The organism is Streptomyces sp. MH60 (genome assembly GCF_002939385.1).
GTDB lineage: Bacteria > Actinomycetota > Actinomycetes > Streptomycetales > Streptomycetaceae > Streptomyces.
Genome location: NZ_MULI01000005.1, coordinates 58,111 through 71,220, shown reverse-complemented (window position 1 = coordinate 71,220; position 13,110 = coordinate 58,111). Strand labels below are relative to the sequence as shown.

The 13,110-nt window shown below is 72.7% G+C and carries 9 protein-coding genes; 3 read left to right on the top strand and 6 right to left on the bottom strand.

What is annotated here, in order from left to right:
- Positions 1–6 precede the first annotated feature (6 nt).
- Entirely contained in the window at positions 7–555 is a 549-nt protein-coding gene (gene nrdR / locus BZZ08_RS05945; RefSeq protein ID WP_003973218.1) for a transcriptional regulator NrdR, read from the bottom strand.
- A 563-nt stretch (positions 556–1,118) separates the two neighbouring features.
- On the opposite strand from nrdR, the gene lexA reads away from it, so the two are divergent.
- Positions 1,119–1,898, top strand: a complete 780-nt coding sequence (gene lexA / locus BZZ08_RS05940; protein WP_104631071.1) for a transcriptional repressor LexA — start codon at positions 1,119–1,121, stop codon at positions 1,896–1,898.
- 139 nt (positions 1,899–2,037) lie between these two features.
- On the opposite strand, the gene BZZ08_RS05935 is transcribed toward lexA, so the two are convergent.
- The 4 genes from BZZ08_RS05935 to BZZ08_RS05920 form a co-directional block, all read right to left on the bottom strand.
- Positions 2,038–4,050, bottom strand: a complete 2,013-nt coding sequence (locus tag BZZ08_RS05935) for an ATP-dependent DNA helicase (protein ID WP_104631070.1) — start codon at positions 4,048–4,050, stop codon at positions 2,038–2,040.
- 255 nt (positions 4,051–4,305) lie between these two features.
- Positions 4,306–5,013, bottom strand: a complete 708-nt coding sequence (locus tag BZZ08_RS05930; RefSeq protein ID WP_104631069.1) for a GNAT family N-acetyltransferase — start codon at positions 5,011–5,013, stop codon at positions 4,306–4,308.
- A 29-nt stretch (positions 5,014–5,042) separates the two neighbouring features.
- Positions 5,043–7,085 (bottom strand): IucA/IucC family protein, encoded by a 2,043-nt coding sequence (locus tag BZZ08_RS05925; RefSeq protein WP_104631068.1) that lies wholly within the window; start codon positions 7,083–7,085, stop codon positions 5,043–5,045.
- Complete coding sequence (locus BZZ08_RS05920; RefSeq protein WP_104631067.1) at positions 7,082–8,569, bottom strand: aminotransferase class III-fold pyridoxal phosphate-dependent enzyme; 1,488 nt, start codon at positions 8,567–8,569, stop codon at positions 7,082–7,084. Before BZZ08_RS05920 ends, BZZ08_RS05925 begins: the two co-directional genes overlap by 4 nt.
- A gap of 299 nt (positions 8,570–8,868) precedes the next feature.
- On the opposite strand from BZZ08_RS05920, the gene BZZ08_RS05915 reads away from it, so the two are divergent.
- The gene (locus tag BZZ08_RS05915) at positions 8,869–10,098 is read left to right on the top strand and encodes a trypsin-like serine peptidase (RefSeq protein WP_104631066.1); all 1,230 of its coding nucleotides are present in this window, start codon (positions 8,869–8,871) and stop codon (positions 10,096–10,098) included.
- A 104-nt stretch (positions 10,099–10,202) separates the two neighbouring features.
- Entirely contained in the window at positions 10,203–11,414 is a 1,212-nt protein-coding gene (locus tag BZZ08_RS05910; RefSeq protein WP_104631065.1) for a trypsin-like serine peptidase, read from the top strand.
- Between the two features lie 82 nt (positions 11,415–11,496).
- Here the strand turns inward: BZZ08_RS05910 and hflX are convergent, their stop codons facing one another.
- A complete protein-coding gene (hflX, locus tag BZZ08_RS05905) occupies positions 11,497–12,990 on the bottom strand; it encodes a GTPase HflX (protein ID WP_104631064.1) in 1,494 nt (497 codons plus the stop codon).
- Positions 12,991–13,110 lie beyond the last annotated feature (120 nt).

The window sequence follows — 13,110 nt, the reverse complement described above, 5'->3', positions numbered from 1 at the left end:
CGCCGATCAGTCGGCGGCGCCTGCGGGCTCGGGGACCTGTCCTGCCCCCGTGGGCCCGCGGTCGTTCTCCTGGCTCCCCGCGCCGGTGTCGTCTTCCTCGCCGGGGTGCCCCGTCGTCTCCCTCAGTTCCGCGATCGCGGCCTCGAAGTCCTCGAGCGAGTCGAACGCCCGATAGACGGAGGCGAATCGCAGATAGGCGACGAGGTCGAGCTCCTGCAACGGTCCGAGGATGGCCAGCCCCACGTCGTGGGTGGTCAGCTCGGCGCTTCCGGTGGCCCGCACCGCCTCCTCGACCCGCTGGCCGAGCTGGGCGAGCGCGTCCTCGGTGACGGGCCGGCCCTGACAGGCCTTGCGCACACCGTTGATCACCTTGGTGCGGCTGAACGGTTCGGTGACCCCGGACCGCTTCACCACCATGAGCGAGCACGTCTCCACGGTCGTGAACCGACGGGAGCAGTCAGGGCACTGGCGGCGCCTGCGGATCGACGTGCCGTCGTCGGTCGTACGGCTGTCGACGACACGGCTGTCGGGGTGCCTGCAGAAGGGGCAGTGCATGGACTCCGAACCCTCCTCACAGCAGACTCAACGGCCTCGAAAGGCCCTTCAGGCCCCTCGAAGCAGCCCCCAGCATAGGCGATCGCGGCGGGCTCGAAGACCCGGGGGACCACAACTTGTGGGCTGCTCGCGCTATCCAACCACTAGATGTGGGGATTGGCCCATACATACACGCCCTGCACGCGTGTCGCACCTGTGCGTGCACGGCCACCCGGGCCGCACCACGCCTCGCACGGCCGTGTCGCGGCCGTATCGCCCGAAGGCATGCGGAGATACCGTGGGCGCCGCGGGGAGGGGACGTGGGGCTACCGCAAGAGATGGGAGACCCGCCCCGTCGAACGGGATGCCGGATGGCAGACTGGAGCGACCTCCCGGAGGTTGTCACCACGGCGGTGAAGAGTACAGCAATGAGCCCTTTTGTCCGCCAGGCGCCACGGTAGCCATACACCCAGACTTGCAACACGGGCGAACGATTCGCGTTTTTTCACTCGAACGTGTGTTTGGCGCAACCTTTCGAAAGCTACTACCGTTGTGCAGCAGGGAGACCATCGAGAGGGGCCGACGTGACCACCACCGCCGACAGTGCCACCATCACTGCCCAGGACCGCCCCCAGGGCCGACCTGAGCCGGTGCACGCGACGAGCGACGCCGCGAATCCCGAGGGGCACAAGCGCTCCCTGCCGGGGCGACCTCCCGGCATCCGGGCGGACAGCTCGGGACTCACCGACCGCCAGCGCCGGGTGATCGAGGTCATCCGCGACTCCGTGCAGCGACGCGGGTACCCGCCGTCGATGCGGGAGATCGGCCAGGCCGTCGGCCTTTCCAGCACCTCGTCGGTGGCGCACCAGCTGATGGCACTGGAGCGCAAGGGCTTCCTGCGCCGGGACCCGCACCGTCCGCGCGCCTACGAGGTGCGCGGCTCCGACCAGGCCGCCTCGGTGCAGCCCACGGACACCGCCGGTAAGCCGGCCGCCTCGTACGTCCCGCTGGTGGGCCGTATCGCCGCCGGTGGTCCGATCCTGGCCGAGGAGTCCGTCGAGGACGTCTTCCCGCTCCCCCGGCAGCTGGTCGGCGACGGTGAGCTGTTCGTCCTGAAGGTCGTGGGCGACTCGATGATCGAGGCCGCGATCTGCGACGGCGACTGGGTCACGGTCCGCCGCCAGCCGGTCGCCGAGAACGGCGACATCGTGGCGGCCATGCTGGACGGCGAGGCCACCGTGAAGCGCTTCAAGCGCGAGGACGGCCACGTCTGGCTCCTCCCGCACAACTCGGCGTACGAGCCGATCCCCGGTGACGACGCGACCATCCTCGGCAAGGTGGTGGCCGTACTGCGTCGCGTCTGAGCGCCACGGCGGGCGGGTACGCGCGACAGCGCCCCGCCGACCCGACCGGGCCCCGGGACCTCTGCGCCGGTTCCGGGGCCCAGCTCTGTCCGGGGACGGGCGGTGCCGGGGAGACCGCGGCCCGGTGCGCGGGCCGCGGTCAGTCGCCCTCGACCTGGTCGGCGCCCTCGGTCTGCTCGACGCCCTCGCTCTGCCTGGCCTTCGCGTCGATCGCGGCGAGCGACTTGCGGACCTGGTTGCGGTCCGTGGTGAACCAGAAGTCGGGCAGGGACGCCTTCAGATAGCTGCCGTACCGGGCCGTCGCCAGCCGCTGGTCCAGTACGGCGACCACCCCGCGGTCGCCCGTCGCGCGGACCAGCCGACCCGCGCCCTGGGCCATCAGCAGCGCGGCGTGGGTGGCGGCGACCGCCATGAAGCCGTTGCCCCCGGCCTCCTCCACCGCCTTCTGGCGGGCGCTCATCAGGGGGTCGTCCGGACGCGGGAACGGGATCTTGTCCATGACGACCAGCTGGCAGCTCGGACCGGGCACGTCGACGCCCTGCCACAGTGACAGCGTGCCGAAAAGGCAGGTCCGCGGGTCGGCGGCGAAGTTCTTGATCAGCTCGCCGAGGGTCTCCTCGCCCTGGAGGAGGATCGGGTACTCGGGAATCCGCGAGCGCAGTTCCTCGGCGGCCAGCTGGGCCGCGCGCATCGAGGAGAACAGGCCCAGGGTGCGGCCGCCCGCCGCCTGGATCAGCTCGGTCAGCTCGTCGAGCATGTCGCCGCGGTCGCCGTCCCGGGCGGGGCGGGCCAGGTGTTTGGCGACGTAGAGGATGCCCTGCTTGCGGTAGTCGAAGGGCGAGCCCACGTCGACGCCCTTCCACTGGGGCACGTCGTCACCCTCGGTGCCCTCGGGGGCGAGGCCCAGGGACGCCCCGACGCCATTGAAATCGCCGCCCAGCTTCAGGGTCGCGGAGGTCAGGACGACCGAGCGGTCGGTGAAGAGCTTCTCCCGCAGCAGTCCGGACACGGACATCGGAGCAACCCGCAGCGAGGCCCCGAACCGGTCGTGGCGCTCGTACCAGACGACGTCCCACTCGGAGCCGTTGGTGATCCGCTCCGCGACGTCGTGCACGGACTCCACGGAGGCCAGCGCCTGCTTGCGGACCGCGTCCTCGTCCTGCACGGACTTGTCGCGGGTGGTCCCGATGGCCGAGATGACCGTACGGCAGGCGTCGCGCAGCGCCATGAGGGCGTAGCCCAGGTCCTCCGGGATCTCCTCGAGGCGGCCCGGCAGTGCCAGCTCCATCAGCCGCTCGAAGCCCTCGGCGGCGGTCTGGAGCTGGTCGGCGGCCTTCTCGTTGACCAGCTTCGCGGCACGGCGCACCGCACGGTTGACCTGGCCGGGGGTCAGCTCGCCGGTGGCGACGCCGGTGACCCGGGAGACCAGCTCGTGCGCCTCGTCGACGATCAGCACCTCGTGCTGCGGCAGGACGGGCGCACCCTCGATGGCGTCGATCGCGAGCAGCGCGTGGTTGGTGACGACGACGTCGGAGAGCTTGGCGCGCTCACGGGCCGTCTCGGCGAAGCACTCGGCGCCGTAGGCGCACTTCGAGGCGCCCAGGCACTCCCGGGAGGACACCGACACCTGCGCCCAGGCGCGGTCGGAGACGCCGGGCGTCAGGTCGTCGCGGTCGCCGGTCTCGGTCTCGTCCGCCCAGTCGCGCATCCGCAGCAGGTCCTGGCCCAGCTTGCTGGTGGGGGCGGCGGCCTCGAACTGGTCGAAGAGGCCGTCCTCCTCGTCCTGCGGGACGCCCTCGTGCAGCCGGTGCAGGCACAGGTAGTTCGACCGGCCCTTGAGCATCGCGAACTCCGGGCGGCGGCGCAGCTGCGGGTGGAGCGCGTCGACCGTGCGGGGCAGGTCCCGCTCGACCAGCTGGCGCTGCAGGGCCAGGGTCGCCGTGGCCACGACCACCCTCTCCCCGTGCGCCAGGGCGGGCACCAGGTAGCCCAGCGACTTTCCGGTGCCGGTGCCGGCCTGGACCAGCAGATGGGAGCCGCCGTCGATGGCTTCCTCGACGGCTTCGGCCATGGCCACCTGGCCGGGACGCTCCGTGCCGCCGACGGCGGTGACGGCGGCGTGCAGGAGTTCGGGGAGTGAGGGCTTCGTCATAGCGCGACCACCCTACGGCCCGGGACTGACAAACGGGTCGGCAAGGCGGGTGCGAGGGGCGTGAGTGACCGCGAGGACAGGCGGGGCAAGGGTGGCTCCTGGGCGGCTGACCGGCGAGAGGGGGCGGGAGGGGCGCCGACGGGACGGCCGAGGCGGCGGGCCGACGGAGGCGCCGGGCCGACGGACGCTGCGGAGGCGGCGGAGGGGGCGGAGGGACGGACGGGGTAGGACGGCGGAGGCAGCGGGCGCGGCGCGTCACGGAGTCTCCCGCTCCGCCCGTTCCCGGATCATCAGGGCGGCGCGCTTGGCGGGCAGGTCCACCTCGGCCGCCAGCCGGAACCCGGCGCCGAGGAACGCCGCCACGGACGACCGGTTGCGGACGTCGGGTTCGGCGAGCACCCGCGTACAGGCCGGGCGCCCCGCGAGGACGAGGTCGGCTACGGTCCTGATCAGCTCGGTCCCGAGCCCCCGCCCGCGGTCGGCGTCCTCGCCGATCAGCAGGTGGACGCCGGTGTCGTGCGGCCGGACCGGGCAGTACCGGGCCAGCGGATCGAGGTCGGCCCGGTAGATCTCCCAGTAGCTCATCGGCACCCCGTCCAGTGTCCCGAGGCACGGGACGCTGCGTCCGTCCCCGGCCAGCAGGGTCCGCAGGTGGTCGGCGGTCACGCTCTGCGGGCCGGTCAGCTCCCAGTACGCGGCGACGGCGGGGTCGTTCATCCAGCGGGCGACGAGCGCGACGTCCCGTTCGACGTCGACGGGCACCAGGTGGAAGACGCCCGCGGAGGTGTCGCGCGGACCCCAGTCGGCGAGGCCGTCGAGGAGGTCCTCACGCGCGCGTGCCGTCGCCGCCTCCGCGAACTCGTCCCCCGTGGCGTCGTCCCCCGCGGTCCGGAACAGGGCGACGAACTCCTCGGGCAGGTGCAGGTCCAGGGTGTCGTCGGCGCTCGCGTCGGTGGGATTCACAGTGTCGCTCCTTCGGGACGGCGGCCGGTTCAGGCATGCAGGGGGTTGGCGATGGTGACGTAGACGGACTGGGTGTCCACCGGGCCGACGAGTTCGTCGAGGCCGTGCAGCCGGGTCAGCAGGTTCGCCTTGCAGCGCAGTACCGGCGAGTCGAGGAGGTGTGCGGGGAGCGGGCCGCCCGGAGCGGAGGAGTCCGAGGCCAGCTCGCCGAGGAAGCGGCGGAAGGCGGCCAGCAGTGCTCCCTCCCCGGCGAGACACTCGGAACCGAAGGCGCCGATCAGACCGAACACGTTGTTGACGGCGAGGTAGTAGGCGAAGCGCTCGTCGGTGACGGCGTCGGCCACGAACGTGTCGCTGTGTGCACCGATCCCGGGCAGCCGGGCGTCGAGTTCCGCGCGCCGGGACTCGCGGAAGTAGTAGCCCTGGTTGTCGCGGTAGCGGCCGCCCGCGGGCCAGCCGTCGGCGTCCAGCAGGACGAGAGTGTTCTGCTGATGGGCCTCCAGGGCGATGCCCGCGCGGGCGTCCAGCCACAGGACGGGACGTACGACGTGGTGGAGGTAGCGCAGGAACCACTCGACGGCGACGGCTGCGCGCGGGCGGCCGGTCCGTCCGGCGAGCCGGGTGACGACCTCGGCCAGCCGGGTGCGCGTGGCGGTACCGGACACGCCGTTGCCGGAACCGCGGTGCCCCGGGGACTCGTCCTCCGCGCGGGTGTGCGGCCGCGGCGCGACGAGGGAGGCCACGCAGCAGACGTCGTCCGAGGGCTGGAAGGGGTTGTGCCGGACGACGACGTCGAGGCCCCGCACGGGCGTGCCGTCCGGTCCGTCGACGGCGAGCCAGGCCGGGTCGCGGACGATGTCGAAGTCCGGGTGGGCCGCGCGCCACTCGCGCGACAGACCGCGGCGCAGCAGCCGGTGGACCTCGACGCCGCGGTGCAGCTCCTTGCGGAGGTTCTCCCGCCGGGAGTTGGTGATGTGCAGGGCCAGCGAGAGCTTGAGCATGGCAGCGGCACCGCTGCGGTGGACGGTGCGCACGGAGGACGTGGGGTGCCATGCCCGGCCCTGGGCACCGAGGTCCCTGACCAGTCCGGTGTCCATGAGTGTGGCGATGTCCGGCCGGTGCAGCACCGCGCGGAACTGCCAGGGGTGCAGCGGCAGGAGGGCGAAGCCGTTCGGTGGCGCCGGACTGTCCGCCGGTGTCGGACCGTCCGCGGCGAGGCGTGCGGTGAGGGCGGGAGCGGTGACCGGTCGGCCGCGCTCGGTCCAGGCCGAGTCGGTGGCGAGCACGGAGGGGGCGACGGCCAGCCAGTGCAGGGGGAAGGAACCGCGCAGTTCCGGTGAGTACCGGCGGGCCTCGGCCTCGGTGAGGCCCTCACGGCTCTTCGGGGTGGGATGCAGCGGGTGCCCGAGGAGGAGCGCCTGCTCGGCGGCGAGGAAGAGGTCGGGGTCACCGCGGCCCGGGGATCCGTCGCTGCGCTCTCCCGGGCCGTCGCGGCGGCCGCCGGGAACGTCGACGGGCCGTTCCGCGCGGTGCCGGAGGAATACGGCGGTGCGGCGGACGGAGTCGGCGACGCGCGCGACGAGGTCGGGACCGTCGGCCCCCGGGGCGCCGGCCGTCTCGCGCACGAGCAGCGCGGCGAGCGTGACCGCGTCCACGGGCGGCGCCGAGTCGGGGGCGCCGGTCAGCCGCGGAGGCCCGAAGCGGTGCCGACCGGTGGGGGACCAGTAGTGCACGGGAACGACGAGGGCCGTGCCGGAGGCCGGGAGCGGCACGTGGAGGACGCCGTCGTCGGGGGCGGGCACGTCGGCCTCACGGGCCCAGCAGCGGATCAGGTTCTCCGTGCCCGCGGCCTGGGCGGCGGTGTGGGGATCGAGGTGGTCCAGGGGGTCGGTCGCGGCGTGTCGGGCGAGCGGCGCGGACCGCGGCCCGGGGAGGGCACCAGGCCCAGGAACGACCGGCCCCGAAGCGGCCGGGGCCCCGGATGCGGAGGCGGACGCGGGGGGCGGTTCGGGGGCGGAGTCGGTGGGCAACGCGGGTCCTCCTGGCGGGCCGTGTCCTGGGGCGGGTCTCATCTCGGGGCACGCTCCCCGGGTAACGGGGCAGCGCCGCCGGGACGGTCGCGGTCCACCGCCCGTACGGCGTCGGCGAGCCGGTCCAGGACGGCCGACATCTGCTCCTCGGTGACGATGAGCGGCGGCAACAGCCGTACGACGTTCGCGTGCGGCCCCGTGACGTCCACGATCAGCCCGCGGCGCAGGCACTCCCGGCGGACGGCGACGGCGAGTTCGGCGGCCGCACCGAAGCGGGCGCCACCAGAGCGGGCGGTTCCAGAGCCCTCGGTTCCAGAACGGGCGGTTCCAGAACGGGCGGCACCGGGGCGAGGGCCGTGCGCGGGGCTGTCGGACGCGCCGTCAGGCGCCACCAGTTCGAGTCCGGCCATCAGGCCCCGCCCGCGCACGTCGCCCACGCACGCGAACTCCTCGGCCAGGTCGCGCAGTCCGGTCAGCATCCGGCCGCCCAGCGCGGCGGCGTGCTCGGCGAGCCGGTGTTCGCGGACGTGGGCGAGGGTGGCGGCGCCCGCGGCCAGGGCGAGCTGGTTGCCGCGGAAGGCGCCGGCCGCGGGCTCACCGGGCGGGTTCGGGTCGTCCAGGTCGTCGCGGTGGACCAGCACGGCCAGCGGCAGGCTGCCGCCGATCGCCTTGGCGAGAATCAGCACGTCGGGCGTGACTCCGCTGTGCTCGAACGCCCAGTAGGCACCGGTCCGGCCGACGCCCGTCTCGGTCTCGTCGACGATGAGCGGGACGGCCCGTTCGGCCGCGCGGGCGCGCAGGCGCCGTACCAGGGCGTCCGGCGCCGGAAGCACCCCGGCGTCGCTCCGGACCGGTTCCAGGAGGAGCCCGGCGGGCGGCGCCTGTCCCGGCTCGCCGTCGTCGAAACCCGGCTCGTGGGCGTCGGCGAGGGTGGTCACCCGGGTCCGTCCGGTGGCGGCGCGGACCAGCGCGACGGCGGCGGCGACCGGGTCCGCGCCGGCCGGGCCGCAGAACCGCACCCGCGCGCGGTCGGCGAGTCCCGGCGGCAGGGTGCGTAGCAGCTCGCTGACGAAGGCGTCCTCGACCGGAGTGGTGAGGTCCATGACGTGCAAGGGGGCGCCCGAGTCGAGGACCGTGCGGATCGCCTCCAGGACGACGGGGTGGTTGTGGCCGAGGGCCAGGGTGCCCGCACCGGAGACGCAGTCCAGGTAACGGCGGCCGTCGGCGGCCTCGATGGTGAGTCCCCGGGCCCGGACGGGTACGACCGGGAGGGCGCGCGCGTAGGTACGCGCGGCCGGTTCACGCGCCGATTGACGCCTCGAAGCGCCGCCCCGCTCGGCGCGCTCCCGCGCAGTCCCCTCGTGCCCGGCGTGCGCCCGCGCGGGCGTCCCGCCCGCGGGCTTCCACGTCACGACCGGCCCGGCGTTCCCGCCTCCGGACGCGCAACTCCCGTACGCGGATCCCGCCACGGCTTGTCGACCTCCCGCCGTCCGGACGCGCGGCGATGTGCCGGGCGCTCCCGGCATGGGGGACCCCGTCCGGACAGCAGGCCCCCGCCGCTACAACCGAGGACCGTGCACGGGGTTACGGTCTGCCCGAAGATCGTTGCGGGGGCGGGGATTTCACGGTCCGCTCCGGCTCCATGGCCCGGCCCTCCGCGCCGGCGGGCGGCGCGTGCCTGGTCAGGCGGCTGTATCCGAACCGTTGCCGTTCCGTCGGAACTCCCCCACAGCCACCGCATAGTGTGTGGTGCCGTTCCCGGTCGCCGCCGCTCGGCGGTTCGGCCGCGGCACCACGTTCGTTCACAGCAGGGGGAGTCAACACCATGCGATCCATACGGCCGTCGTTCAGCACGCGCGGGAACAGGCGCGGGCGGCGCGGAGCCTCCTCCACGGCCGCCGCCGTGGCGCTCGTCTCGGCGCTCGCGCTCACCGCCACGGCGTGCGAGGACGGCGACCCCGAGGCGGCCGGCGACGCCTCGGCCTCCGCGTCCGCCGCGGACGACGGCAACGGCGGGATCCGGATCCCGCAGCACGTCAAGGACAAGCTCAAAGAACACGGGATCGACGTCGACGACTGGAAGAACGGCGCCTGGAAGAACTGGAACAAGGACGACTGGCTGCGCGAGGCGCAGGACTTCGTCAACCCGATCATCGAGGGCCTGTGGGACCCGGACCGGATGCGGGACGCCGAGGAGCCGGACCAGGAGGTCGACGAGAACGACATCTCCGGTGACCAGGGCGTCACCGACCCGGAGCCCGCGCCCGTCGAGGCGGAGGCCATACCGGCCAAGTACCACGACAACGCCGCCACGGCCGGCAAGCTCCTCTTCGACTCCCCCAAGGGTTCGATGGTGTGCTCGGCGACGGTCGTGAAGGACCCGGCCCACCCCGGCAAGTCCAACATGGTGTGGACGGCCGGTCACTGCGTGCACGCCGGCAAGAGCGGCGGCTGGTACCGCAACATCGCCTTCGTCCCGTCGTACAACGACGCGGACATGTCGACCGAGGAACTGCAGACCGCCACCAAGAAGGAGATCGCTCCCTACGGTGTCTGGTGGGGCGACTGGGCGCAGACCTCGGACCAGTGGATCGAGCAGGGCGGTGCGACCGGCGGTGACGGCGCCTCGTACGACTTCGCCGTGATCCATGTGACGCCGGAGAAGGGCAGCGGCGGCAAGTCGCTGGAGGAGACGGTCGGCGCCGCGCTGCCGGTGGACTTCGACGCGCCCGCCGTGCCGGAGGTCGAGAGCATGAAGGCGATCGGCTACCCGGCCGCGCCGCCGTACGACGGCCAGAAGCTGTACCAGTGCCAGGACAAGCCCGGACGGCTGTCGATCAACGCCTCCGACCCGACGATGTACCGCATCGGCTGCACCATGACCGGCGGCTCGTCCGGCGGCGGCTGGGTCGCGGCCGGTTCCGACGGCAAGCCCGCGCTGGTCTCCAACACCTCGATCGGCCCGGTGACGGCCGGCTGGCTGGCCGGTCCGCGCCTGGGCAAGGAGGCCAAGGGCGTGTTCGACGCGGTGAGCGGGAAGTTCACCGGCCAGTGACCGGGCGCCGGGCACCACGCTGAGCCCGGCAGCAGGCATCCAGGCATCCAGCCGTTCCTGCGCTTCATCTGACATTCATACGTTGCAACGGGGGTTGTCCCACCATGCGTTCCACACCTGGGTCCGCCGCGCCACGGCGCGGACGGCGCACCGCACTCGCCGCAGCCGGTCTGGTCGCCGCGCTCACGCTCACCGCTACCGCCTGCGGTTCGGAGCAGGACGAGGCCGACGCCAAGCCCGGCGGCGGCACCTCCCGGGCCGCCGACACGGGTGACACCGGTGGCGGCGAGGGCGGTCTGCCCGCCGGCCTCGCGGACCAGCTCAAGAAGCACGGCATCGACGTCGACCAGTGGAAGGACGGCGGCTGGAAGAACTGGGACAGGGACAAGTGGCTCAGTGAGGCCAAGGACTTCGTCAATCCGGTGATCGAGGGCCTGTGGAAGCCGGACCGGATGAAGTCCGCGAAGGAGGCCGACAAGACCGTCACCAAGGACGCGGCCGCCGACCAGGGCGCCACCGACCCGGAGCCGGCGCCCGTCGAGGCCGTGGCCGAGAAGAAGCCGTACCACGAGAACGCGGCCCCGGTCGGCAAGGTCTTCTTCGACTCCCCCGAGGGCTCGATGGTGTGCTCCGGCACGGTCGTCAAGGACGTGAACCACCCGGGCAAGTCCAACCTGGTGTGGACGGCGGGCCACTGCGTGCACGCCGGCGGCAACGGCGGCTGGTACCGCAACATCGCCTTCGTCCCGTCGTACAACGACTACGGCAAGTCCGAGGCGGAGCTGGCGAACGCGACGACCACCGAGATGGCGCCGTACGGCACCTGGTGGGCCGACTGGGCGTCGACCTCGGACCAGTGGATCAAGGGCGGCTCGGAGAGCGGCGGCGACGGGGCCGCGTACGACTACTCGGTGCTGCATGTGAAGCCGGAGCAGGGCGCCAAGTCTCTGGAGGAGACCGTCGGCGCCGCGCTGGAGGTGGACTTCTCGGCCCCGTCGGCGACGGAGGTGCCCAGCATGGGTGCCTGGGGCTACCCGGCGGCGCCGCCGTACAACGGCCTGGAGATGTTCAGGTGCGTCGACCGGCCCGGCCGCCTTTCGCTGAGCCCGTCACTGCCGACCATGTACCGCATCGGCTGCACCATGACCGGCGGTTCGTCGGGCGGCGGCTGGTTCCGGGTGGTGGACGGGGAGACCAAGCTGGTCTCGAACACCTCGATCGGCCCGCTGGAGAACACCTGGCTGGCGGGTCCGCAGCTGGGCCGGTCGGCCGAGGCGATGTACCAGAACATGAGCAAGACGTACGGTGGTCGGTGAGCCGCACGTGACGAGGGCCCGTCCCCTGCCGAGGCAGGGGACGGGCCCTCGGTCGTCGGCCTGTCGTACGGCCGCGCGGTTCTCAGGCGAGCGGCGCCGGAACGTACGGCGCGAACTCCGCCGCCAGTTCCTCGTGCACCCGCACCTTGAGCAGGGTGCCCTCCGGGGTGTGCTCCTCGGAGATCACCTCGCCCTCGTCGTGCGCGCGGGCCACCAGCTTGCCGTGGGTGTACGGCACGAGCGCCTCGATCTCGACCGAGGGACGCGGCAGCTCGTTGTCGATCAGCGCGAGCAGCTGGTCGATGTTCTGGCCGGTGCGCGCCGAGACCGCGATGGACCGCTTCTCGACCCTCAGCAGTCGCTGGAGCACCAGCGGATCGGCCATGTCGGCCTTGTTGATCACGACGATCTCGGGCACGTCGGTGGCGCCGACGTCCCTGATCACCTCGCGCACGGCGGCCAGCTGCTCCTCCGGGACGGGGTGCGAACCGTCGACCACGTGCAGGATCAGGTCGGAGTCGCCGACCTCCTCCATCGTGGAGCGGAACGCCTCGACCAGGTGGTGCGGCAGGTGCCGGACGAAGCCGACGGTGTCGGCCAGGGTGTACAGACGGCCGCTGGGCGTCTCCGCGCGGCGCACCGTCGGGTCGAGGGTGGCGAACAGCGCGTTCTCCACCAGCACACCCGCACCGGTGAGGCGGTTGAGCAGCGAGGACTTGCCGGCGTTGGTGTAGCCCGCGATGGCGACGGAGGGCACCTTGTGGCGCTTGCGCTCCTGGCGCTTGATCTCGCGGCCGGTCTTCATCTCCGCGATCTCCCGGCGCATCTTCGCCATCTTCTCGCGGATCCGGCGCCGGTCCGTCTCGATCTTGGTCTCACCGGGACCACGGGTGGCGAGGCCGCCGCCCTTGCCGCCGCCCATCTGCCGGGACAGCGACTGGCCCCAGCCGCGCAGCCTCGGCAGCATGTACTGCATCTGCGCGAGCGCGACCTGTGCCTTGCCCTCTCGGGACTTGGCGTGCTGGGCGAAGATGTCCAGGATCAGGGCCGTGCGGTCGATGACCTTGACCTTGACGACGTCTTCAAGGTGGATCAGCTGCCCCGGGCTCAGCTCACCGTCGCAGATGACGGTGTCCGCGCCGGTGTCGAGGACGACGTCCCGCAGCTCCTCGGCCTTGCCGGAGCCGATGTAGGTGGCGGCGTCGGGCTTGTCGCGGCGCTGGACGACGCCGTCGAGCACAAGCGCGCCCGCCGTCTCCGCGAGGGCGGCCAGTTCGGCCAGCGAGTTCTCGGCGTCCCGCACGGTGCCCGACGTCCAGACGCCGACGAGGACGACCCGCTCCAGACGGAGCTGGCGGTACTCGACCTCGGTGACGTCCTCTAGCTCGGTGGAGAGGCCCGCCACGCGGCGCAGGGCCGCGCGGTCGGAGCGGTCGAACTGCTCGCCGTCCCACTGCGAGTCGCTCTTGTGGCTCCAGGCGACGTCCTCTTCCATCAGGGCATCGGCCCGGAGGCCCTCGGGATAGGTCTGCTCGAGACGCTTGGTGTCCTGGGAGGGGGAAGAAGAGGAGGTCATTGGATCCTTAGGTAGCTGCGGAACGGTGGGCGCGGCACACGCGCCGCGACACCGTGTACAACGTGCGAGCCGCCGGGGAGATTCCCGGGGCCGGTACCGCGCCGTCCCGAAGATGGTCGC